The organism is Pseudomonas cyclaminis, assembly GCF_015163715.1.
Classification (GTDB): domain Bacteria; phylum Pseudomonadota; class Gammaproteobacteria; order Pseudomonadales; family Pseudomonadaceae; genus Aquipseudomonas; species Aquipseudomonas cyclaminis.
The window spans coordinates 17,626-42,511 of the sequence record NZ_JADDUM010000195.1; the positions used below are offsets into that span (position 1 = coordinate 17,626).

Consider the following 24,886-nt stretch of genomic DNA (forward strand, 5'->3'; position numbering starts at 1 on the left):
AACACGATGCTGAACAAGGATGGCGCTTTGGCGCAGGGCCTGGTGGTGCGCCCGTCGCGCAGTACCGATGGGCCGTTCCTACAGGGGCTTTACCGCTCGGCGCGGGCCGATCTGCAATGGATCGATAGCGAACAGGCCCTGGTGGAGGAGGTGATCGCCCAGCAATTCCAGATCCAGGAAAAGGGCATGGATGAGCACTTTCCCGGCGCGCTACATTACGTGGTCGAGAAACTGGGCACGCCCATCGGCGCGTTGAGTGCCGACTTCGGGCCTAACGAGATCCGGGTGCTGTACCTGGCGTTTATTCCGGCCGCTCGCGGCCAGGGGTTTGGCCGAGCGGTGTTGCAAGGCGTGCAGCAGGCCGCCAGCCAGGTGTTTTGCCCGGTGGCCACGGTGGTATGGGCGAGCAACCCCCACGCGCGCCAGCATTACCTGGCGCTGGGGTTTCGGGTGGAGGAAGAGACCCCTGCCGCGCAACGGCTGGTGTGGTACCCGTCTCAGTTGAACACGATGCAGAAATAGCCGCGTTCGGCATCTCGGCCCATGGCGGGCTCGCGGGACACGAACACCTGTTCCAGGCATACGTCCGGCAGCGGCAGGCAGCATAGACCGTCCACGAAATCGGTAGGGCCAAGGCTGCTGAACAAGACGCTGAAAGCCCCGCGTGGGTTGTGCGGCAAAGTCGCTTGGGGCGCCTCGCGTACACGTTCGATCTGAATCGACAGCGCCGAGCCATCCGGCAGGTAAAGCGTGCTGCTGCCTGCCAGCAACGGGCGAAAATGTTCAGAGGTGACCAGGTTCAACATAAGCATGGCTCCGCTTCAAAAGCGCCGAGGCATTCAAGCCTCGGCCAAGGGGTGACATCACTCGCGTGACGGAAAGATGCCGTTCAGGGCAATGCTGAAGTTGACGACCAGAAAGGGGTTCATACTCCCCATGGGCTGGCCTTGGCCGGCGGGGTCAATGGTGCCGGTCAAGGTGGTGCTCACACCTTGGAGCGGCACCGGGTTGGTGCCCTGTTGGTCCGAGTAAATGGTGGCACTGCCTGGCCCGGTACCGGACGCGCCGATAAACGAGTTGGTGGCGGTGGGCGCGTTCGCCGGGTTGCTGGCAGCGTTGGCCAGTTGCACCGAGGTGCTGGCCTTGAGCGCTGTGCTGCCATGGGTGTGGGCGGGGAGGTTGGCCAGTGTGGCAGTGACGCTCTCGGTGCCGGAGACTTCGCCGATAACACGCGGCGTCAAGCCAAGGCCGTTACCTTGGCCGACCGGCAGGCGACCTTGCAGGTTGGGCAGCATGAAAGTCGTCGAGCCGTTGCCGCCGTAGTTGACGCCGATCAGGGCGAACAGCGCCTGGTATTGGCTGAGGGGGAGGGTTTGACCGGCGCACAAGGCCCACTCCCGAGGAGCAAAATTAAACGCAAAGGGTTGGATAGTGCCGATGAATACTTCCATGGATCGTTCATCCTTGTAGAGGCTCTATAGAGTGTGACGCACCAGGGGGGGCGTCATTGCAGAGCGTAGACGCAGGTTTGGCGCGCTGCCCGAACCCTGCGCAACAGCAAGCGCAGATAGCCCGTTTGACCTGGAGTGGCGCGTGTTTGCGCCTGTACGGTTGTTGAGGAATTTGAGGTGCGACGGTCTGTGTTAGAACAAAACCAAAAGGCAAGCGCCGTTGCCGCGCTCTACGGTGCCTGGGCCGGTGCCGGCTGGCTCAGCCGGCTGTGGTGGTTGCCGATCCTCGGGTTGGCCATGGCCCTGCGTTTTTATGGTCTGACCGCTGCGGCGATCTGGGGCGACGAAGGCTCCAGCCTATTGCTCAGCGAATACGCCTTGGACGACCTGTGGTTTCACGCCGCCCACGATGTGCACCCACCGCTTTATTTTTTCATGCTGCGTGGCTGGATCGAGTTGTTTGGCGACACAATCTGGTCGATCCGCAGCATGAGCGCGATCCCTGGCGTGACGGTCGTGGGCCTGGGTATATGGCTCACCCGGCAGCTGTCGAACCAACGTGCGGCCGTCCTCGCAGGCATATTGCTGGCGTTGATGCCCACGGCGGTGCGTTACAGCCAGGAAGTGCGCATGTATGCCCTGTTGGGGGTGTGGCTGCTGGGCGCTACGCTGGCACTGGTGTACTGGGTGCGCCAACCTGGCCGCACGCGCTATCCGGCGATGTATGTGCTGCTCATGTGCGCGGGTTTCTACACCCACTACTTCACCGCCCTGTGCGTACTGGTGCACTGGGCCTGGCTGGGCGTGTTGTGCACGTCGCAACCAGCGGGCCAACGCCTGATCTTAAGCCGTAGTTGGTGGCTGGCTAACGTCGCCATCGTGCTGCTTTATCTGCCCTGGCTGCCGAACCTGCTGGACCTGGTGCAGCATGTCGATCAACTCAAGGTCGGCGGCGATATTGGCTGGGAAGCGCCGGTCGACCTGTTCTCGGTGCCATCGATGATCTGGCAGTTTGTGCTCCAGGACGAAGGCCTGGACCTCTGGCGGCCGCTGTTCTGGCTGTTCCCACTGCTGTTGATAGCGGTGGTGGGCGTTACCGCCTGGCGTGACCGCGAGCCTGATCGCCCTGCGGTGCTGTTGGCGCTGTTTTTTCTGCTGCCGCTGTTGCTGGTGTATGGGGTGTCGTTTATCTCGCCAGTATTTATCGAGCGCTACCTCACCGTATACGCCCTGGCATTGCCGATGCTGGTGGCGGTGGCAATCGATCGTCTGCCCTCACGCCTGGTGTGGCTCGGGGCGGCGTTGTTCGTGCTGTTGGTCGGTGTGGAACTGGTGGGGCTGAAGAATAACTTCGCAGTGGCTGAGCACGATCAGTTCAACGTGCCGGTGGAGTTCGTCAATCGCAACTACCAGGAAGACGACCGCATCGTCCTCAGCGACATGATGTGGTATCTCAGCTACGTGTATTACGACCAGACCGACGCGCAGCTGCAGCTCTATACCCCGCCCAAACCCGACGGCACGCCGACCCGACCGAATGCCTATGGCTTTGGCACCCTGGTGGACCAGGACGGCGGGCGCATTTACCTCGACCGTTTGTCGGCATTACCGGCCGATACCCGACGCGTCTGGCTGATCAGCAGCGACGACGGGCCGGACGAATTTGCGCCCTTGCCCGCAGGTTGGCGCCTGATCACCCAACAGGACGGCGGTGGCGCCAGGGCGCGTTTATATGCGCTGTGCCGCGGCCCGGATACCGCCCAGGCGGTAGCTTGTCCCTAATCTCCGTTTGGCATTACAGGCATATCAAAATAGTGGCAATTAACCACTAGTTGAGATTGCAATCCTCAGCTACGCTTGCATCACAAAACGGATTTTTGTCCTACAAAGTGGTGAATGGATTGCAGTATCACTTTATCTCCGGACTGCCGCGTTCCGGTTCGACCTTGCTCTCTGCGATTCTCCTGCAGAACCCGCGTTTTCACGCCGGCATGAGCAGCCCAGTGAGCCCCTTGTTCAACGGGGTGCTGGCGCAATGCAGCGCGGGCAGCGAGTTCGGCTCGGTGATCGACGCCGGCACCCGCCGCCGTCTGCTGCGCGGGTTGTTCGACGCCTACTACGCCGACAAGGCGTCCACCCCCGTGGTGTTCGATACCAACCGTCAATGGTGCGCGCGCATGCCAGCGCTGCATGACCTGTTCCCCCAGGCCAAAGTGATCGCCTGTGTGCGCAACGTGGCCTGGTGCTGGACAGCCTTGAACGCCTGTACCGCGCCAACCCGTTCGAGAACACCAAACTGTTCAACGACGATGACGAGCGCAACACCGTCTACAGCCGCTGCGAAACCCTGGCCCAGCGCAATCGCCTGGTGGGCTTTGCCTGGACCGCGCTCAAAGAGGCGTATTACGGCGAGAACGCCGAATCGTTGCTGGTCGTCGATTACGACTTGTTGAGCCAGGCCCCGGAGCGGGTGATGCGGCTGGTGTACGACTTCATCGGCGAGCCCTGGTTTGAACATGACTTCAACCACCTGACCTACGACGCGCCGCTCTTCGACCAGGCCCTGGGACTGGCCGGCCTGCACAAGGTCAAGCCCAAGGTCGCGCCACAGGCACGGCGCACGCTGTTGCCGCCGGACTTGTTTGAGAAGTACGCCGCGTTGTCGTTCTGGCGCGATGGGTCTGCCAGTGCGGCCAATGTCATTCGTATGAAAACCGACGCCGCGATCAGCTGATTGCGGCTTTTCCTTTTTTGCGTATTCAAGTCGTTCGAGTCCGGGTGATCGTCATGTGGTGGAGCAAAGGCAAATCGCGGGTAACCGAGGGCGCGCACGCCCTGGCATCGCCAATGATCATGTGCCTGGAGCCGCGAATGCTGTTCGACGGCGCGGTCGCGGCCACCGTGGCCGATGCCGCGCAGCCGGATGCCCATCCCACGGCCGAGGCGGCCAAGCCTCCCACCGCCGACCAGCCGGCAGACACACACGCGCCCCAGGGCCAGGTCGATGCGACCCAGGCGGCGGTGCCGGGCAAGAGCGTGTTGTTCGTCGATTCCCGGGTCAAGGATTCCGCGAGCCTGCTTGAAGGTGTGGCGCCCGGTACCCAGGTGGTGCAACTGGAGGCGAGCAAGGACGGTTTGCAGCAGATCGCCGATTACCTGGACAGCCACCAGGGCGTGAGTTCGGTGCAGATCATCGCCCACGGCAATGCCGGCGATCTGTGGCTGGGTAACAGTTACCTGTCGGCGGATAACGTCCAGGCCCGCAGCGAGATATTGGCGCAGATCGGCCAGGACATGAACGTGGGCGGCGATATCCTGATTTATGGCTGCTACACCGCCGAAGGCGAGCGTGGCCTGAGCCTGGTCGATTCATTGGCGCAATTGACCGGCCGCGACGTGGCCGCATCCAACGACCGCACCGGCCTGGGCGGCGACTGGGACCTGGAAATCGCTACCGGCAACATCGAAAGCGCCAACGTGCTGTCCGCCAGCGCCATGAGTGAATACCAATGGGGCCTGGCCACCTGGACCGCCACCAACAACCTCAACTCCGGCGTCGGTTCCTTGCGTGCGGCGCTGTCGTCCGCGCAGAACGGCGACATTGTCACGTTCAGTAGCTCCATGACCGTTGCCCTGACCCAGGTGCTGTTGGTCAACAAAAACGTCACCATCGACGGTGACCTCAATAACGACAACGTGGCCGACGTGACGCTCGACGGCCAGTACCGCACCCAGATCCTGCAAGTGACATCCGGCACCACGGCTACCCTCGATGGCCTGGTGATTACCCGGGGCATGACGGCCGGCAATGGCGGTAATGGCGGCGACGATGCGCTGGTGTCCAAGGGCGGCGGCATCTACAACGCAGGCACCTTGACCCTGAGAAACGTCACCGTGACCGCCAACGCCGCTTCCGGCGGTGGTGGCGGCGGCGGTGTAACGCCGCAATACGCCGGTGGCGGCGGTGGTGGTGGCGGCGCGATCACCGGTGGTACCGGTGGCAAGGGCGGCGATACGCTCAACTCCACGGGCAGCAATGGCACCGCGGGGCAGGGCGGCGCGGGCGGCGGCTTCTTCAATATCGGCGGGCGTGGCGGTTCCACCACGGGTGCGCGGGCGGTGCGGCGTATCCGGGTTACAGCACCGGCTCGGCCGGGGGTACGGCCAGCAGTGGCGGCTTGTCCATCGGCGGTGGCGGTGGGGGGGACGGGTACGACAACTTCGGTGGCGACGGCGGCGGCGCGGTGGGCGGGATCTACAACGACACCGGCGCGACCCTGCGGATCATCGGTAACTCGACCATCTCCAACAATGTCGGCGCGGGCGGTGGCGGTGGCGGTGGTGGAGCCGGCGGCAGCTATCTCCAGGCAGGCGGTGCGGGCGGTGTCGGGGTCGGCGCCATCTGGAACAAAGGCTCGATCCTGATCACCGCCGCCAACTTCGCGGCACTGGCCGGCAACATTGGCGGAAGTGGTGTGGGGGGGACCAGTGCGGGCGCGGCGGGTGTTTCGCCGGCCTCGGTGGCCAACGTCTACGGCGATGGCGGCACCATCAATACCAACTATGTGCCGGACGAGACGCCGCCCACCGCGACCGTCGTGGTGGCCAATACCAACCTGAACTCCGGCGGCACCTCGACGGTGACCATCACCTTCTCCGAAGCCGTAACGGGCCTCACTGCGGCGGACCTGACGGTGCAGAACGGCACTGTCGGCACCTTGACCAGTGGCGACGGCGGCATCACCTGGACCGGCACGTTGACTGCGGCCAGCAACATCGCCGACACCACCAACATCATCACCCTGAACAACGCCGCGTTGCCGACCTGGCCGGCAACGCCGGCGTGGGCACGACCAACTCCAACAACTACATCGTCAACGATACCGTGGCGCCCACGGCGTCCATCGTGGTCAACGACACCGCCCTCAGGATCGGCGAGACGAGCGCAGTGACCATCACCTTCAGCGAAGCCGTGAGCGGTTTCACCAGTGCCGACCTGACCGTCGCCAACGGCTCGATCAGCGGTCTGAGCACCAGTGACGGTGGCATCACCTGGACCGCCACGCTGACGCCGGATGCGACGGTCACCGACACCTCCAATCTGATTGTCCTGAACAACACCGGCGTGGCGGACCTCAACGGCAACGCCGGCGTGGGCACGACCAACTCCAACAACTACGCCATCGACACGCAACGCCCAACCGCCACCATCGTGGTGGCCGATACCGCGCTGAACATCGGTGAAACGTCCCTGGTCACCATCACCTTCAGCGAGGCCGTCACCGGTTTCACCCTGGCCGATATGGCCGTCGCCAACGGCTCCTTGAGTGGGCTGAGCAGCGGTGACGGCGGTATCACCTGGACCGCCACGCTCACGCCGAGCGCCAGCATCACCGATGCCACCAACCTGATCGTCCTGGCCAACACCGGAGTGGCGGACGCAGCCGGTAACGCCGGCAGCGGCACCACCAGCTCCAACAACTATGCGGTCGACACCCAGCGTCCCACCGCCAGCATCGTGGTGGCCGACACCGCGTTGAGCGTCGGCGAAACCTCGCTGGTCACCATCACGTTCAACGAAGCGGTAACAGGCTTTACCGCCGCCGATCTGACGGTCGCCAACGGCACTGTCACCGGCCTGAGCAGTGGCGACGGCGGTATTACCTGGACCGGGACACTCACCCCCAGTGCCAGTCTCAGCGACAGCAGCAACGTCATCACCCTGGACAACACCGGTGTGACTGACGCGGCGGGCAACGCCGGCAGCGGCACCACCGACTCCAACAACTACGCCATCGACACCCAGCGCCCCACCGCCACCATCGTGGTCGCCGACACGGCCATTGCGGTTGGCGAAACATCGGTGGTGACGATCACCTTCAGCGAGGCGGTGACCGGTTTCACCCTGGCCGACCTGAGTGTCACCAACGGCAGCCTGAGCGGCCTGAGCACCAGCGACAACATCACCTACACCGCAACCTTCACGCCATCGGCAGGCGTCAGCGACACCACCAACCTGATCACCCTCAATAACACCGGGATTGTCGACGGGGCAGGTAATACCGGCAGCGGCACCACCGATTCCAACAACTACGCCGTCGACACACTGCGCCCGACCGCCACCATCGTAGTCGCCGATACGGCGCTGAGCGTCGGCGAAACCTCGCTGGTGACCATTACGTTCTCGGAGGCGGTCAGTGGTTTCGACAATTCGGACCTGAGCGTGGCCAACGGCACATTGAGCGCGGTCAGCAGCAGCGATGGCGGCATCACCTGGACTGCGACCTTCACGCCGGCCCTCGGGGTCAGTGACATGTCCAACGTCATTACGCTCAATAACACCGGCATCAGTGATGTCGCAGGCAACACCGGTACTGGCACCACCAACTCCAACAACTACCAGGTCGACACCAACGTGCCGACGGCGACCATTGTGATTGCCGACACCACGTTGAGCATCGGCGAGACGTCGTTGGTCACCGTGACCTTCAACTCGGCGGTCAGCGGGTTCGACAATTCGGACCTGACCATCAGCAACGGTACGCTCAGCACCCTGGGCAGCACCGACGGCGGCGTCACCTGGACGGCCACGTTCACCCCGAGCGCCAGCATTTCCGATACCAGCAACGTCATCACCCTGGACAATACCGGCTTGATCAACGGCGCGGGTAACGCCGGCGTGGGCACCACCGATTCCAACAACTACGCGGTCGACACGGTACGCCCCACCGCGAGCATCGTCGTGGCGGACACCGCCATTGCCGCCGGCGAGACCTCACTGGTGACCATCACCTTCAACGAGGCCGTGACGGCGTTCACCAGCGCCGACCTGACGGTGGCCAACGGCGTGCTCTCGGGGTTGAGCAGCAGCGACGGCGGCATCACCTGGACCGCGACGTTCACGCCGACCAACGGCGTCACGGACAGCAGCAACCTCATCACGCTCAACAGTGGCGGCGTCGTCGACCTGGCCGGCAACGTCAATGTCGGCAGCACCGATTCCAACAACTATGCGCTGGACACACAGCCTCCAACCGCGACGATTGTGCTGGCTGATTCCAGCCTCAGTGTCGGCGAAACCTCGCTGGTGACCATCACCTTCAGCGAGGCCGTCACCGGGTTCAGCAACGATGACCTGAGCGTTGCCAACGGCACCCTGAGCGCGGTGAGCAGCAGCGACGGCGGCCTGACCTGGACCGCCGTCTTCACCCCGACCCTCGGCGTGCGCGACACGACCAACCTGATCGTCCTGGACAACACCGGCGTGAGTGACGCGGCGGGCAACAGCGGAACCGGTACCACCAGCTCGGCCAACTACAGCATCGATACGCAGGTGCCAACGGCGACCATCGTGGTCGCCGATACAGCGCTGAGCATCGGCGAAACCTCGCTGGTGACTATCACGTTCAACGAAGCCGTGAGCGGTTTCGACAACAGCGACCTGAGCGTCAGCAACGGCACGCTGAATAACCTGTCGTCCACCGACGGCGGCGTCACCTGGACGGCCACGTTCACGCCAAGTGCCAGCATTTCCGACACCAGTAACCTGATCACCCTGGACAACACGGGCGTCGTCAACGTTTCGGGCAATGCCGGCGTGGGCACCACCGATTCCAACAACTACGCGGTCGACACCCAGCGTCCGACGGCGACGATCTCCGTGGCGGACAACAACCTGGGCATCGGCCAGACCACCACAGTGACCATCGGCTTCAGTGAAGCGGTCAGCGGTTTCGATCTGTCGGACCTGAGCGTGGCCAACGGTGTGTTGTCCAACCTGGCCAGCAGCGATGGCGGTAAAACCTGGACGGCTACCTTGACGCCGACGGCGGCGATCAGCGATGCCACCAACCTGATCGTACTGGACGCCGGCCTGGTGAATGATGCGGCGGGTAACGTCGGCAGCGGCATCGTGATTTCCAACAACTTTGCCATTGATGGTGAGCGGCCCACCGCGACCATCAGCGTGGCCAACCCCAACCTGACGGTCGGGCAGACCACCACGGTGACCTTCGCCTTCAGCGAGAAAGTCAGCGGCTTTGAGCTGGATGACCTCAGCGTGGCCAGTGGCACCTTGTCCAACCTGGCCACCAATGACGGCGGCAAGACCTGGACCGCGACCCTGACACCGACGGCCAATATCAACGACCCGAGCAACTTCATCACGCTGGATTCCAGCCTGGTGGCGGACCTGGCGGGCAACGCCGGCAGCGGTTTTGCCAACTCCAACAATTTTGCGATCAACACCATCGCGCTGACGGGCGACCCCCTGTTCCGTGTCTCCACGCCGACGGCGCCTGTGGACGCACCGAACCAGCCGTTGCAGCCGATCATCTTCGGCCGGCCGGGGGGCGACCTGGGTTCGCCGATCGGCTTCCCGCCGCTGTTCGAACAACGTGAAATGGGCGGGGGCTTGCCGCCCATCGGCAGTATTTTCATCAACAACGGCGCTTCGTCGCCCAGTTTTATCGCCCAGGTGTTCAGCACCGATAGCAGTGGGGACGGCAGTGGCCAGGGCTTCCTCGGGTTTGGCGGCGGCGATGGCGGGGTGTTTGGTTCAAGCACCCTCTCGGGGCTGTTCAACCGCGAAAACAGCGGCGACGACAGTGGCTTCAAGGCGTTCGACAACAAGTCGATCAAGGGCAGCGGCGATGCAGCCCAGGGTTTGCGTGGCGTGTTTGGCGCCCCGACCCTCGGCCAGCAATTGCAACAGATCAAAGACACCGAGCATCGTCAGGTGATGGACCTGGCGGCCGCGTTGCAACAGGTCGGCATCAGCGAAATGCAGGCTTGAACACACTCCAATTTTGCGCAGGAACAGGGGCATTACAGGGATGAAGACAGGTCAAAAGTTGTTCGGCGCCAGCCTGCTGGTGCTGGCGATCAGCGGTTGCGCGGTCACCAGCGAACCGATTGAGCGCAGTGTCAGTGAGCAGCGAGCCCGCAGCGACCTACACGGCATGTACAAGGATCAAGAGCCCCTCAGCGGCCCCTTGACCCTGCACCAGGCCATGGCCCGTGCGGTGAAGTACAACCTCGAAGGTCGCTTGAAGGTGATGGAAGAAGCCTTGGCCAAGCGCCAATCCGATCTGTCCAGTTTCGACATGCTGCCGCGCATGGCCCTGTCCGCAGGCTACGCCGGGCGCAATAACACCAACGCCTCCAGCAGCCAGAGCGTGCTCACCGGTACGCAGTCCCTGGAGCCGTCCACCTCCCAGGATCGTGACCGCCGCGTGGCGGACCTGACCATGGTGTGGAACGTGCTCGACTTCGGCGTCAGCTACATCAGCGCCAAGCAGCAGGGCGACCAGCGCCTGATCATCCAGGAACGTCGACGCAAGGTGATCAACACCATCGTACAGGACGTGCGTTCTGCCTACTGGCGCGCCGTGGCCGCCGAGCGTCTGCTGACCCAGATCGACAGCCTGATGGCACGGGTCGATCAAGCGCAGGCCAACAGCCAAAACATGAGCGAGCAGCGCATCGGCGACCCGGTCCAGGCCCTCGGTTACCAGCGCTCGCTGATCGAAGCCACGCGCCAATTGCAGGAGCAGCGCCGTGCCCTGTCCCTGGCCAAGACCGAACTGGCCACCCTGATCAACCTGCCCATGGGCACCGACCTGAAGCTGGCCACGCCAGACGAGTACACGGTGCCTCAACTCAAGGTCAATCTGAGCAACCTGGAACAGGAAGCCCTGGCCAATCGCCCGGAGCTGCGTGAGCAGGATTACCAGACCCGCATCAGCGCTGCGGAAACCCGCAAGGCCATGTTGCGCCTGCTGCCGGGCCTGGAGTTTTCCGCTGGCGGGCACTACGACAGCAACTCGTTCCTGGTGGACAACCGTTGGGCTGACTATGGCGCCAAGATCACCTGGAACCTGTTCAACGTGATCTCCGCCCCGGCGGCCATCGATGTCGCCAAGGCTGGCGAAGAAGTTGCCACCGCACGGCGCCAGGCCATGTCGATCGCGGTGCTGGCACAAGTCTATGTGGCCAACGCCAATTACCAGGACGCCGTGCGCCAGTTCAAGACCAACGAGCAACTGGCGAACATCGACGGGCAAATCCTCACGCAACTGCGCAATCGTTACCAAGCGGCGGGTTTGGGCGAACTGGACCTGATCCAGGGCGAACTCAACACCCTGCAAGCCGACCTGCGCCGTGACCTGGCCTATGCCGACCTGCGCAATGCCTACGGCCAGATCTTCGCCAGCGCCGGGCTCGACCCGTTGCCCGAGCAATTGGACTCCGACCGCGTGCAGACCATCGCCACCGCGCTGGCCAGCCGCGAATCGGCCTGGGCTGCCGGCAACATCGCCACACCGGTGCCGCGTGCCGTTGCCCAGTAACCTGGTGGCGCCGACGGCGAGCATCACGCGCCGTCAACGCGAAGCACGCAACGGTCATCGCGGTGTGGCGATCCTGCTCACCGGCTTGCCCGCCTCGGGCAAGTCGACCCTGGCCCAGGGCCTCCAGGCCGCGCTCTTCGAACAAGGTCGCCAAAGCATCGTGCTCGACGGCGATGCCTTGCGCGGCGGTCTCAATAAAGACTTGGGTTTTGCCGACGGCGACCGTGAGGAAAACATCCGCCGTGCCGGCGAACTGGCGGCGCTGCTGGTGGACAACGGGCAGATCGTGATCCTGGCCATGATCGCGCCGCTGACCGAATTGCGGGCGGTGTTTGCCCGACGCCTGGGCGCGGATTACCGGGAAGTGTTTTGCAGCGCCTCCTTGGCGGTGTGCGAAGGGCGCGATCCCAAAGGTCACTACGCACGGGCGCGCCGGGGCGAATTACCAGGATTTACCGGCGTGGGTTCACCCTATGAGCCGCCAACGGATACTGCATTGGTGCTGGATACCGGCGTGTTATCGGCACAGCAGTGCGTCGAACGTTTGCTGGCCTGGCTGGCGCCTGGGCTAGACTCTGGAGAATCACCTTCTTAGGAGCCCGCCATGGAATCGCCAGTGCATAGCTTGCCGTCATTGTTCAAACAGTTGGGTTTGCCGGATGACCCGAAGAGCATTGATCAATTCTTGGCCAGTCATTCACCGCTCAAACCGGATCTGCAATTGGCGGACGCGTTTTTTTGGACCGACAGCCAGCGCGCTTTCTTGCGTGAGGAGATTTTGGACGATGCGGATTGGGCGGTGGTGGTGGATGAGCTGAATCTGATGTTGCGCAATGGGCGAGGGGTGTAAAAAAATCTTTTGAAAGCTAAGGTTTTGTAAAAAAAATGGTGAGCAGTAAAAAAATCTGGCCTTTAAACCCGTGACCAGAATTACTCTCATCGGCACTTGTCTGGCGGTCCCGGCCATCGTGGCGCCCGCACCCGATGCATTATTTGACCATGTGCTGTTTGCTCTCAAGCATGAGGGCGTGAATTTGGCTGTTCTCGCTCAGGTTTTTGAACGGCTTGGGCCTGAGCCATTTTTGGCGGGATTAACGGAGTCGCCAAACGGCGCGTTTATCCGCAAAGCCTGTTTTTTATGGGAGGGGTTAACGGGGCGGGTGCTGGATGTTGCGCCAGGCTCACGAAGGTCGCCTGCTCACTGAAGACTATTTGGTTGAGCTCCAAAACAGCATCGTTTCCAACCCTTTCGACAAGGCCGTTGCCTTTCGCCACGAACAAAACCACCTGCATATACAGCTTGGTGTTGATGGCTGCGTTAGTCGTTGCGTCCGAGGCAGTGAAAATCTGGAGCGTCTGGCGGTGGAGCAAAAGGTGCTGACGTTTTCCAGCAGGGCCGCTTAGGAGACTGAGCGGTCAATAAGCCGGTTGCACAGACCCAACCATCCACTTGGTCACGGCCACACGGATCCCCCTGCGCGATGTGATGGGCCAAAACAAGCGCCGCCTGGATGGCCAGGCCGCAGAGCAATCCTGAAGCCAACATCGATCAAAATGTGGGAGGGGGCTTGCCCCCGATGAGGGAGTGTCAGCGCATGCATCAATGACTGGCCCACCGCAATCGGGGGCAAGCCCCCTCCCACATGGGTCCTGCGCTGTTGCCGCTGAATCGCTCCATCCATCGAGAAATTGTTTCAAAACTTGACGGCACAACCACCCTCCATCATATTGATAGTTAGCAAACTAACTGTATGCGAACTATCCAGTGCCTCACTCCCTCGAACAACTCCAGATGAACCTCAGCAGCAGCATGGTGGTGGGCGCCCGTAACTGGCGCAAAATCTGCCAGAGCACGCTGGTGAGCTACGGCATCTCCGAAGCCTGCGCCGTGCCGCTCTTGATGATCGGTCGTTTGGGCGACGGTGTGCACCAGGTCAAAGTGGCCCAGGCCTCTGGCATGGAAAGCCCGTCCCTGGTGCGCCTGCTTGATCGCCTGTGCAGTGACGGCTACGTGTGTCGCACCGAAGACGCCCACGACCGTCGTGCCAAGGCCTTGAGCCTCACCGAGCGTGGCCGTGAGCTGGTGCAGGCGGTGGAAGTGCAATTGGTGCGCCTGCGCCGTGAAGTGCTGGCGCAGATCACCCCCGCCGATATGGAGGCCGCGCTGCGTGTGCTGCGGGCCTTTGAGGCGGCGACGCTTTGAACGGGTTCTTTAGCGGTTTTCCGCCCGCCCGCGACTGGTTCTACGGCGTGCGTACCTTCGCCGCGTCGATGATCGCGCTGTACATCGCCATGCTCATGCAAATGCCGCGTCCCTATTGGGCGATGGCCACGGTGTATATCGTCTCCAGCCCGTTTGTCGGCCCCACCAGTTCCAAGGCCCTGTACCGCGCCATTGGCACCTTGATGGGCGCGGCGGCGGCGGTGTTCTTTGTGCCGATGTTCGTGCAGTCGCCATACATCCTGGTGGTGGTGATTGCCTTGTGGACGGGCACGTTGCTGTTTCTCTCCATGCACCTGCGCACCGCCAACAACTATGCGCTGATGCTGGCCGGCTACACGCTGCCGCTGATCGCCCTGCCCGTGGTGGATAACCCGCTGGCGGTATGGGATGTCGCCGAGGCGCGGACTGAAGAAATCTTCCTCGGCATTGCGGTCGCCGCCGTAGTGGGCGCGATGTTCTGGCCGCGCCGCCTGATGCCGGTATTCGATGGCTCGGTGGCCAAGTGGTTTGCCGATGCCCAGGTCTACAGCCAGCGCTTTCTGACGCGCAACGTGGCGCCTGAAGAGGTCAGCACCCTGCGCGGCGGCATGGTTGCCACCTTCAACACCCTTGAATTGATGATCGGCCAGTTGCCCCACGAAGGCGCACGGCCGCAGACGGTGCGCAACACCAAGGAACTGCGTGGGCGCATGATCCATCTGCTGCCGGTGGTGGATGCCCTGGATGATGCCTTGTACGCCATCGAACACCGTGCGCCGGAATTTCTCGAGCGCATCAAGCCGATCCTGGAAGCCACCAGCCAATGGCTGGAAGCCACCAAAGAAAGCGCACCCATGGAAAGCTGGCGCGCCCTGCGTGATCAGGTCGATGCCCTGCAACCCCAAGGCGAAGCGCTGGATGATCGCCACACCCTGTTGTTCTCCAACGCGCTGTACCGCCTGGGCGAATGGATCGACCTGTGGCAAGACTGCCGCAGCCTGCAGGCCGCGATCCAGTGCGAAAGCCAAGACACCTGGCGCGCCGTATACCGTCACTGGCGCCTGGGCCGGCTTACGCCATTCCTCGACCGTGGCCTGATGTTCTACTCGGCGTTTTCCACCGTTACGGCGATCATCGTTGCCTCGGTGCTGTGGATTCTGCTGGGCTGGACCGACGGCGGCAGCGCCGTGATCCTGGCCGCCGTGGCGTGCAGCTTCTTCGCGTCGATGGACGACCCGGCGCCGCAGATCTATCGATTCTTTTTCTGGACCGCCATGTCGGTGCTGTTCGCCAGCCTGTACCTGTTTCTGGTGCTGCCCAACCTGCACGATTTCCCGATGCTGGTGCTGGCGTTCGCGGTGCCGTTTATCTGCATCGGCACCCTCACCGTGCAGCCGCGTTTCTACTTGGGCATGTTGCTGACGCTGGTGAACACCTCGTCGTTTATCAGCATCCAGGGCGCCTACGACGCGGACTTCCTCAACTTCGCCAACGTCAACCTGGCCGGGCCCGTGGGCCTGCTGTTTGCCTTTGTGTGGACGTTGGTCGCACGGCCTTTTGGCGCCGAATTCGCGGCCAAGCGCCTGACCCGTTTCAGTTGGCGCGACATCGTCGGCCTCACCGAACCCGCCACCCTGGCCGAACACCGGCACCTGGCCGTGCAAATGCTCGACCGCCTGATGCAGCACCTGCCGCGCCTGGCCCTCACCGGCCAGGACACCGGCATCGCCCTGCGCGATTTGCGCGTGGCGCTGAACCTGCTCGACCTGCTGGCCTATTCGCCGCGCATCCTCGGCGTGCCACGGGTGTTGCTCAACCAAGTGGTGGAAGGCGTCGGCGCTTACTTCAAGGCCTGCCTCAAGGCGGGTGAACGCTTGCCCGCGCCCAGCGGTCTGCTGATGACCCTGGACCGCACGCGCCGCGCCCTCAACGGGCAAGGCCTGCAAGACGAAGACGATACCCGCCTGCACCTGTTGCACGCCTTGGCCGGCCTGCGCCTGGCGCTGCTGCCCGGCGTCGAATTTATTGGTGGCACGGAGCTTGAAGCGCCGCTGCCGGATGGAGCGCCTTTATGATCGGTGATCTGGATATCAGCGGGGTGTTCCTGCCCACGCTGCTGGTGCTGATGGGCATTACGTACGTGTTGTTCCTGGTGGTGCACGGGCTGTTGACGCGCATGCACTTCTATCGCCTGGTCTGGCACCGGGCATTGTTCAATGTGGGGCTCTACGCGCTGTTGCTGGGCGCGGTGGACTCACTCAGTCGATACCTGATGACATGAAAAAACCTTTTTTGACCATCGGCCGTGTAGTCCTGACGCTGTTGATCGTGAGCTTCGCGGTCGTCGTTGTGTGGCGCATGGTCATGTACTACATGTTTGCGCCCTGGACCCGCGACGGCCACATCCGTGCCGACATCGTGCAGATCGCTCCGGACGTGTCCGGGCTGATCCAGCGCGTGGACGTGCACGATAACCAGTTGGTGACCAAGGGCCAGGTGCTGTTTGCCGTCGACCAGGACCGCTTCAAGCTGGCCCTGCGCCAGGCCGAGGCCGCCGTGGCCGACCGCCAGGAAACCCTGGCCCAGGCCAGCCGCGAGTACAAGCGTAACCGTGGCCTCGGCAACCTGGTGCCCAGCGAGCAACTGGAAGAAAGCCAGTCCCGCGTGGCCCGTGCCCAGTCGGCCCTGGCCGAAGCGCAAGTGACAGTGGATTCGGCCCAACTCAACCTGGATCGCTCGGTGATCCGCAGCCCGGTGGACGGCTACGTCAACGACCGTGCGCCACGAACCCAGGAATTTGTCACCGCTGGCCGCCCAGTACTGTCGGTGGTGGACAGCAATTCCTTCCATATCGACGGCTATTTCGAAGAGACCAAGCTCGACGGCATCCACGTCGGCATGGCCGTGGACATCCGCGTGATCGGCGACAACGCCCGCCTGCGCGGCCATGTGCAGAGCATCGTCGCCGGTATCGAAGACCGCGACCGCAGCAGCGGCTCCAATCTGCTGCCCAACGTCAACCCGGCGTTCAGTTGGGTACGCCTGGCCCAGCGGATTCCGGTGCGCATCGCCTTTGACGACGTGCCGGCGGACTTCCGCATGATCGCCGGGCGCACAGCCACAGTGTCGATCATTGGCGACAAACCCAGTGACGGAGCCACGCCATGAAGCAGCTGTTGGCAACCGCCGCGCTGGGTGTGCTGCTGTCGGCCTGCCAAGTGGTAGGCCCCGATTACCAACTGCCGGGTCAGGCCGCCGTCAACCGTGGCGACCTGCAAGGGCAACTCGCGGGCGAGGGCGCCAACGTGGTGTCGGCGCCGGTGCCGAGCGACTGGTGGAAGCTGTACAAGGACCCGCGCCTGGATGAGCTGGTGCGCCAGGCCATGGCGTCCAACACCGACTTGCGCGTGGCCGCCGCCAACCTGCAGCGTGCGCGTTTCCAGACCCAACAGGCTGAATCCGCCGGCGGCTGGAGCCTCGGCGCCAAGGCCGAGGCGCAGCGCCTGCAGGAGTCCGGCGAAGCATTTTTGCTGGCCGACAAAGTGCCGGTGGGTAACATCGGCAGCGTCGGCATTACCACCTCGTATCAATTCGACCTGTTCGGCACCTTGCAACGCGGCATCGAAAGCGCCCAGGCCAGCGCCGATGCGGCCCAGGCCGCTGCCGATATCGCACGCATCACCCTGGTGGCCGATGTGGTGCGTTCCTACACCCAGGTGTGCGCGGCCAACGAAGAACTGGCGATTGCCAACGAGTCCCTGGACCTGCAAGCCCAGAGCACCAAACTGACCCAACGCCTGCGCGACGCCGGCCGTGGCGACGAAACCCAGGTCACCCGTTCGCAAACCCAGTACAAATCCCTGCGCGCCGACATGCCGCGCTACGAAGCGGCGCGCCAGGCCGGGTTGTTCCGCCTGTCGATGCTGCTGGCCAAGCCGCTGGACCAGTTGCCAGCGGGCACCGGCAGCTGCGCCGAGCTGCCGCACATCGCCCAACTGCTGCCCGTGGGTGATGGCGCGGCCCTGCTCAAGCGCCGCCCCGACGTGCGCCAGGCCGAACGCCAACTGGCCGCCGCCACTGCTCGTATCGGCGTGGCCACCGGCGCCCTGTACCCGGACATCGCCATCGGCGCCACGGTGGGCACCGTCGGCCTGCTCGAAAACCTCGGCACGCCTGCGACCAACCGCTGGGGCTTTGGCCCGATGATCAGTTGGACCGTGCCGACCAACGGCGCCCGCGCCCGTATCCACGAAGCCGAAGCGGCGACCCAGGGCGCCCTGGCGCATTTCGACGGAGTGGTACTCAACGCCATCCGCGAAACCCAGACCGGCCTGGCGCAGTACACGGCGCAGTTGCAACGCCGAGACGCGCTGGCGGAAGCCGGCGCGTCCGCCAAGGAAGCAGCGGGGCAGACCCACCGCTTCTTCCAGGCCGGCCGTGCGTCGTTCCTGGCGGATCTGCAAGCCACTCGCACCTACACCGATGTGCGTGCGCAGTTGGCGGCGGCCAACACCCAGGTTGCGATGAGTCAGATCGACCTGTTCCTGGCGTTGGGCGGCGGCTGGGAAAGCGGACGAACGCAACCTGCACAAGCCAGCAAACCCTGAGCAGATAGCTATGCTTTGTCAGGTGGGGCGCCGTGATGCCCTGCCTGACACTGCTCGCGTTTGCTCATGGGGATTCCAATAATGAAAAACCCTTATGCTCCCGCTTTCTGGTGCGTGCTCTTCGCACTGGTGCTGTTATCGGCCGCGTATTTCTACGGCGTCATGCTCGCTCACCAGCTCGACAAGGCCATGGTCTTTCTCGACAGCGCCTGCCTGGTGATCGGTACCTTGTCCATCGGCGTGGTGGCCTGGGCTTCTTACCAAAATCAACGCATCAAGAAAAAACTCCTCGAACAAGGCAAGACCCGCGTGGCGATCTGGGACACCAAGGTTGCGCTGCGCCGGGTGGAAACGGTGTTCGACCGTTATTTCTGGGGCAGCTATTGGCAGCCGGGGCGCACGTTCCAGGAAGTCATGGGCGACCTCACCGGCACGCCGTTGGAAAAAAGCCTCGAAGTCCTGAAAAAACAGTGCGTGGCCCTCGATCAGCAGGTCGCCGAGGGTAGGCACTGGCTCAATAATGCGCGGGAATTGTCTGATGTTGCGACACAGATGGCCCGTGAACGCTATCAGCTGGACTTCTGCGACCCCAAGGCCGACACCCCCGGCAACGCGGTGATACACCGCGAGTTTGAGGTGCTGGTGTACACCTGGACGGCGCGCTTGAAGAGTTTTGATCACCAGTTGGATGAAATCGAGCTGGAGTATTCCTGAACTACTACTGAACTGATCCCTCTGAAAGGCTGGGCCGTTTAAGGCCGCCAGTGCTAATCTTCCCCCGCTTTCGGCGGGCTTGAGCCAACCCCTACGGGGTTCAAGGAAGACAGCCCACTTCTCACAGGATTTGATCAGGTCACTTCATGAATAAGCCAGCAGTCGTTCTTTTGGGTTTTGTTGTCGCCGTTGGCGTCGTCAGTGCAGGCGGCGCCTGGTACACCGGTAAACAACTGGAGCCGGTGCTGCAAACCGCAATCCAGAACGCCAACAAGGAACTGCAGACCTCCATGGCCGGCGTCGATGGCACCGTGGCCCTGGAGCTGGTCTCCCTGGATCGTGGGGTGTTCAGCAGCACCGCCCATTACCGGTTGAAAGGCCAAGGGTCGGTCTTCGGCGAAGACAACCCGAATCCGGAACTGCTGTTCGTCGACCATATCGAACATGGCCCGCTGCCGTTCTCGCGCCTGGTGACGCTCAAGTGGCTGCCGGTCATGGCCACCAGTCACTACGAACTGGAAAAGAACGCCACTACCGAGAAGTGGTTCGCCGCCGCCAAAGACGTGTCGCCGCTCAAAGGCGTGGCCAATATCGGTTACACCCGTTCGGTCAACGGCAACGTCGAATTTCTGCCTCTGGAGTTCAAGGACGAGACGGCTTCTGTGAGCTTCTCCGGCGCCAACCTGAACTTCGACAGCACCGCCGAAGGCCAGAAGGTCAAGGCTGACGGCTTCATGAACAGCTTCAAGGTTGCCGGGCAGGACGGCAAGGGCGAGCACTTCGAAGCTGAACTGTCCGGGCTGACCATCGCCAGCAACCTGGAAAAATCCACTTTCGGTTTCTACACCGGGCAGAACACCGTTGAGCTGACCGACAGCAAGTTCACCTTCGGTCCGCAGAAAGCCGTGCTGACCGTCAAAGGCTTCGAGCAGAAAGACTCCAGCGAAACCAAGGACAACAACCTGGCCGGCGTGTCGACTACAAGATCGACGAGATCGGCTACCAAGGCAAACCCGTGGGTTCGGCGGCGCTGGCTGTGAGCATGAAGAATGTCGACATCCCGGCCATGCTGGTGCTGACCAAGCTTTACCAGGACAAGATGCAGCCGGTGCAAGCCGCCGCTGCCGCCAACCAGCCGGCACCTGAGCTGCAACTGACCGAAGCCGAGCAGGCCCTGGCCGAAACCAACGTCAACCAGGTCCTGGCCGCCAAGCCGCAAGTGGCGGTGGAAAACCTGTCGCTGAAAACCACCCACGGCGAAAGCAAGTTCAGCCTGCTGGTCGACCTGGCCAAGCCGGTGTCCATGGAGCTGCCACCGGTTGAACTGGGCAAGCAGATGATTGCGCTGCTGGATGCCAACCTGACCATGTCCAAGCCGATGATCGCTGACGTTTCCGCGTTGCAAGCGCAACTCGGCGGCCTGACCGACCCGAAAGCCATCGAACAGCAATCCCAGATGGCCGCCGAGATGGTCAGCGGTATGGCGGTGGGCACGCAGTTGGCGACCCTGGTCGGCAGCGACGTGGTGTCCAAGCTGCACTACGCCAACAATGAAGTGACGTTCAACGGCCAGAAGATGACTGTCGAGCAATTCATTGGTTTTGTGATGGCCAAAGTCGGTGCGGTGAGCGGCGCGCAGTAAATAGTCTGCCCTGGCTCGCAAATAAATAATGGGGCAGCGGGCCTGCCCGCAACAGAGGTCAAACGGCTGGCGTTCATGCCTACCGAGCCCTTCTGTTGCAGGCAAGTCTGCTCGCGCATTCACATTTCAGATTTGCCCGCAATTCTGAACAATTGTTCTGAATTGGACTTCTGCCAACTTTCCTAAGAGATAGTTCACACAGGAAAGCTAGGCCGGGTCATTAGACGCCGGCACCCTGCAGCAAATCGCGCAGGACCACCTATCGTTACAGCTTTCCGTGTGTAAGGAAGCTCACGATATGTTGCGAAACCTACCACTCAGTGCATCAGGCCGGTTGCGACTGCTCGTCGGGGCAGCTTTATGCAGCCAGCTATTGGTGCCCGCGTTCGCCATGGCCGATCCGGCCTATGACGCGCTGATCATCCAGGCGCGCAACGGCAACTTCACACCCGCCCTTACCCAATTGCGCCAGCTGTCGGCCGAGCGTCAGACGCCAGGCCAGGTCAGCGACCATGTGGTGATCGCCGGTTGGGCCGGCCAGGACGCTGAAGTACTGAAGGTGTACGAGGCCGAGGGTAAACATCGCAACCTCAGCACCCAGGCGCTCGCCACCGTGGCACGCACCTATCGCAATCAAAAACAGTGGGCCCAGGCTGAGGCGGTCTATCGCCAGGCGCTGCTGCGTGAGCCAAATAACATCGACCTGCAACTGGGCCTCGCCCTGACCCAGGCCGACGGCGGCAAGACCACCGAAGCCGTGCAACGCACCCGTGCGCTGGTGGCCGCCAAGCCCGATGACCCCAACCGCCGCATGGCCCTGGGGTACGCGCTGACCCGCGCCGGCTTGAACTACGACGCGTTGTTTGAATTCGACCAGGCGTTTATCCGCGCCGGCGACAAGCCTGAAGTCGCCCGCGAATACATCGTTGCCCTGCAAAAGGCCCGCCTGCCGGAAGCCGCGTTGCGCCTTTCGGCCCAACGTCCGGGCCTGCTGGACCCGGTAACCCAGCGCCGCTTGGAAGGCGATCTGGCCGCCGAGCGCGTGCGCATGGCCGAGTTCGCCACGCGCAGCGAAAAAGACCGCTACGTGATTGCCGACCGCGCCCTGGCGGACTACGACAAACTGCTCGCCCGCTGGACCCCGGACGCCACCGCCCATGACGACGTAGTGCGCTGGCGCATCGACCGCCTGGGGGCGCTCAAGGCCCGGGCGCGTACCGCCGAAGTGATCCGTGAGTACGAAATTCTTAAAGGCGAAGGCGTGCAATTGCCGACCTACGCCGTGCGCTGGGTGGCCGCGTCCTACCTCGACCAACGCCAGCCGGAAAAAGCCGAGCCGCTGTATCGCCAGGCCCTGAGCGCCACCGACGCCGAGCCCGATGACCGGGTCGAAGACACCACCGCGTTGTTCTACGCCTTGCAGGAAAGCGACAAAGGCGAGGATGCCAACGAGGTCGCCAAGGGGCTCGCCAACAGCCAGCAGCCTCGTGTCGAACTCAAAGGCCTGCCCGTCGGCAACCCCAACGACGCGTGGATGGACGCTCAGCAACTGTCGGCCCAGGCCGGCGTTTACGGCGGCGACCTGCCGGGCAGCGAAGCCGGTTTGGAAGCGCTGGTCGCCAAGGCCCCGGGCAACGTCGCCTGCGCCTGGCCCAGGCCGACATGTACCGCGCCCGCGATCTGCCACGCGCGCCGAAGGCATCCTCAAGGAAACCGAAGCCCAGGCCCCGCGCGACATCGGCCTGGAAGTGAGCCAGGCGTACACCGCGATGGACTTGCAGGAGTGGCGCCAGCTCGACGTGCTCACCGACGACGTGGTTGCGCGCAACCCGGACAACCGCCAAGTGCAACGCCTCAGCCGCCTGCGCGATGTGCATGACATGGCTGAGCTGCGCGTCGAGGCCTACACCGGTAAAAGCTTCGGCGGCGGTAACGACAGCGAGGCGGGGGCGGTGTCTGGGAGTCGCGACTGGGGCATCGAAAGCCGTCTCTACACGCCGCCCATCGACGAAGACTGGCGCCTGTTCGCAGGTGCCGGCTACGCCCGTGCAGATTTCGAAGAGGGCACCGGCCAGCATCGCTGGCAGGTGGTCGGCGTAGAGCGGCGCACCCGCGACATGACCATCGAAGCCGAGGTCTCCAACCATTCCTATGGCGATGGCTCCAAACAAGGCGCCGCGATCTTGATTGCCCGCGACATCAACGACAACTGGCAATACGGCGGCAGCCTCGGCTACCTGCTGAGCACCACGCCGTTGCGCGCGCTGAATGACGGCATCACCGCCAACGGCGGCAGCGGGTTTATCCGCTGGCGCGCCAACGAAAGCCGCGAGTGGAAACTGACCCTCAGCCCGTCCCATTTCAGCGACGGCAACGACCGCTTCGAAGCCTTGCTCAGCGGCCGCGAGGGCCTCTACAGCTCGCCGAGGGTGCAAGTCGACCTGGGCCTGGAAGTCGGCGCCAGCCGCAACAGCAAGGAAGACACGGTGTACTTCAATCCGAAGTCGGATTTCACCGTGCTGCCGTCCTCACCATCAACCATGTGCTCTATCACCGCTACGAGACCCAGTGGAGTCAGCAGTTCCAGGTCGGTGCGGGTACGTACAGCCAGCGTGATTACTCCACCGGCGGCATGGCGTTGATCGGCTACGGCCAACGCTATCGCTGGAACGACGTACTGGACGTTGGCGCCAACCTGAGCCTGATCAGCCGACCTTACGACGGTGATCGCGAACGCGATCTGCGCCTGCTCGTCGACCTCACTTACCGTTTCTAAAAGAGCCTGACCATGACCTTCCTCAGCCGTTGCTTGTTGGTTCTGGGTGTATTGCTGGCCAGTGCCTGCGCCCAGCAACCCGCACCTTTCACTCCACCCGCCGAGCGGCCGACCCCGCTCAACGAACAGGCGTGGCCGAAAAACCATTTCCTGGGCATTGCCTACCACGACGTGTCGGATCGCGATCCCGACCAGGCCGTGGTGGCGGTGCGCACCGAGCGTTTGATCGAACAATTGGCCTGGCTGCGCGAGAACGGCTACCAGGCGGTCAGCGTTGACCAGATCCTGGCCGCCCGCCGTGGCGGCCCGGCATTGCCGCCCAAAGCCATCATGCTCAGCTTCGACGATGGCTATTCGAGCTTCTACACCCGCGTGCTGCCGATTCTGCGCGCCTACCACTGGCCGGCCCTGCTGGCGCCAGTGGGCAGTTGGATCGACACACCGCTCAACCAGCCGGTGGACTTTGCCGGCTCGCCCCGGCCGCGTGGCGAGTTCCTGACCTGGCAGCAGATTCGTGAGGTGTCCCAGTCCGGCCTGGTGGAAATCGCCGCGCACACCGACGCCAATCACAAAGGCATCCTCGCCAACCCCCAGGGCAACCTGGAGCCGGCGGCGACCTCGTTGCGTTATGACCCGGCAACCGGGCGTTATGAAAGCCAGGCGCAGTTCGATGCGCGGTTGCGTGCGGATGTGGTGGCGATCTCCAACAAAATCCAAACCGTGACCGGCAAGAAACCACGGGTCTGGGTCTGGCCATACGGCGCCGCCAAAGGCACCTCGCTGGCCATTGTCGGCGAGCAGGGCTACCAGATGGCCCTGACCCTGGAAGACGGCCTCGACAGCTCCAGTGACTTGATGAACAGCCCGCGCTTCCTGGTGGCTTCCGACCCGGACGGCGAGCATTTCGCCAACAGCATCGTCGCGGTGCAAACCCCGGCACCGCTGCGGGTGCTGCATGTGGACCTGGATAACGTCTACGACCCGGATGCCGCCCAACAAGCGCGCAACCTCGACCAGTTGGTGCAGCGCGTGGTGGACATGGGCGCCGGTACCGTATTTCTGCAAGCCTTCGCCGACCCCAAGGGTGACGGGCTGGTGCACTCGCTGTACTTCCCCAACCGCCACCTGCCGGTGCGCGCCGACC

The 24,886-nt window shown here is 63.1% G+C and carries 14 protein-coding genes and 5 pseudogenes; 17 read left to right on the top strand and 2 right to left on the bottom strand.

What is annotated here, in order from left to right; translation table 11 throughout:
• Nucleotides 1-6: 6 nt before the first annotated feature.
• On the top strand, nucleotides 7-522 hold the full coding sequence (locus IQK56_RS22635; RefSeq protein ID WP_122308393.1) for a GNAT family N-acetyltransferase: 516 nt from the start codon (nucleotides 7-9) through the stop codon (nucleotides 520-522).
• Here IQK56_RS22635 and IQK56_RS22640 read toward each other — a convergent pair.
• Both IQK56_RS22640 and IQK56_RS22645 read right to left on the bottom strand, forming a co-directional pair.
• A complete protein-coding gene (locus IQK56_RS22640) occupies nucleotides 498-806 on the bottom strand; it encodes a hypothetical protein (protein WP_150762223.1) in 309 nt (102 codons plus the stop codon). The genes IQK56_RS22635 and IQK56_RS22640 overlap by 25 nt on opposite strands.
• 57 nt (nucleotides 807-863) lie before the next feature.
• Nucleotides 864-1,451, bottom strand: a complete 588-nt coding sequence (locus tag IQK56_RS22645; RefSeq protein ID WP_122308395.1) for a phage tail protein — start codon at nucleotides 1,449-1,451, stop codon at nucleotides 864-866.
• 177 nt (nucleotides 1,452-1,628) lie between these two features.
• Between IQK56_RS22645 and IQK56_RS22650 the strand changes: the two genes are divergently transcribed.
• The 16 genes and pseudogenes from IQK56_RS22650 to pgaB all read left to right on the top strand — a co-directional run.
• On the top strand, nucleotides 1,629-3,233 hold the full coding sequence (locus IQK56_RS22650) for a glycosyltransferase family 39 protein (RefSeq protein ID WP_193863537.1): 1,605 nt from the start codon (nucleotides 1,629-1,631) through the stop codon (nucleotides 3,231-3,233).
• Nucleotides 3,234-3,343: 110 nt separating this feature from the next.
• Nucleotides 3,344-4,185: pseudogene (locus IQK56_RS22655) on the top strand (sulfotransferase family protein).
• Between the two features lie 53 nt (nucleotides 4,186-4,238).
• Nucleotides 4,239-10,245: pseudogene (locus IQK56_RS22660) on the top strand (Ig-like domain-containing protein).
• 40 nt (nucleotides 10,246-10,285) lie between these two features.
• Nucleotides 10,286-11,800: a TolC family protein gene (locus IQK56_RS22665; protein WP_122307073.1), complete on the top strand. Its 1,515-nt coding sequence runs from the start codon at nucleotides 10,286-10,288 to the stop codon at nucleotides 11,798-11,800.
• Nucleotides 11,784-12,395, top strand: coding sequence for an adenylyl-sulfate kinase (gene cysC / locus IQK56_RS22670; RefSeq protein ID WP_193863752.1), 612 nt, complete (start codon nucleotides 11,784-11,786; stop codon nucleotides 12,393-12,395). Before IQK56_RS22665 ends, cysC begins: the two co-directional genes overlap by 17 nt.
• A 9-nt stretch (nucleotides 12,396-12,404) precedes the next feature.
• The gene (locus IQK56_RS22675; protein WP_122307071.1) at nucleotides 12,405-12,650 is read left to right on the top strand and encodes a DUF2789 domain-containing protein; all 246 of its coding nucleotides are present in this window, start codon (nucleotides 12,405-12,407) and stop codon (nucleotides 12,648-12,650) included.
• 55 nt (nucleotides 12,651-12,705) lie between these two features.
• Nucleotides 12,706-13,093 (top strand): annotated as a pseudogene (locus IQK56_RS22680) (hypothetical protein); the annotation flags it as partial.
• A 499-nt stretch (nucleotides 13,094-13,592) separates the two neighbouring features.
• Entirely contained in the window at nucleotides 13,593-14,003 is a 411-nt protein-coding gene (locus tag IQK56_RS22685) for a MarR family winged helix-turn-helix transcriptional regulator (protein ID WP_122307069.1), read from the top strand.
• The gene (locus tag IQK56_RS22690) at nucleotides 14,000-16,078 is read left to right on the top strand and encodes an FUSC family protein (protein ID WP_193901837.1); all 2,079 of its coding nucleotides are present in this window, start codon (nucleotides 14,000-14,002) and stop codon (nucleotides 16,076-16,078) included. The genes IQK56_RS22685 and IQK56_RS22690 overlap by 4 nt, the downstream gene beginning before the upstream one ends.
• Nucleotides 16,075-16,284, top strand: a complete 210-nt coding sequence (locus IQK56_RS22695) for a DUF1656 domain-containing protein (protein WP_003187469.1) — start codon at nucleotides 16,075-16,077, stop codon at nucleotides 16,282-16,284. Before IQK56_RS22690 ends, IQK56_RS22695 begins: the two co-directional genes overlap by 4 nt.
• On the top strand, nucleotides 16,281-17,171 hold the full coding sequence (locus tag IQK56_RS22700) for an efflux RND transporter periplasmic adaptor subunit (protein ID WP_193863626.1): 891 nt from the start codon (nucleotides 16,281-16,283) through the stop codon (nucleotides 17,169-17,171). Before IQK56_RS22695 ends, IQK56_RS22700 begins: the two co-directional genes overlap by 4 nt.
• Nucleotides 17,168-18,610: an efflux transporter outer membrane subunit gene (locus IQK56_RS22705; RefSeq protein ID WP_193863625.1), complete on the top strand. Its 1,443-nt coding sequence runs from the start codon at nucleotides 17,168-17,170 to the stop codon at nucleotides 18,608-18,610. Before IQK56_RS22700 ends, IQK56_RS22705 begins: the two co-directional genes overlap by 4 nt.
• Nucleotides 18,611-18,691: 81 nt before the next feature.
• Nucleotides 18,692-19,324, top strand: a complete 633-nt coding sequence (locus IQK56_RS22710) for an NADH:ubiquinone oxidoreductase subunit N (RefSeq protein ID WP_112192895.1) — start codon at nucleotides 18,692-18,694, stop codon at nucleotides 19,322-19,324.
• Between the two features lie 146 nt (nucleotides 19,325-19,470).
• A pseudogene (locus IQK56_RS22715) lies at nucleotides 19,471-20,966 on the top strand (YdgA family protein).
• 298 nt (nucleotides 20,967-21,264) lie between these two features.
• Nucleotides 21,265-23,742, top strand: a pseudogene (gene pgaA, locus IQK56_RS22720) (poly-beta-1,6 N-acetyl-D-glucosamine export porin PgaA).
• 12 nt (nucleotides 23,743-23,754) lie between these two features.
• The coding region (pgaB, locus tag IQK56_RS22725; protein WP_193901838.1) for a poly-beta-1,6-N-acetyl-D-glucosamine N-deacetylase PgaB at nucleotides 23,755-24,886 on the top strand (1,132 nt) is incomplete at its 3' end.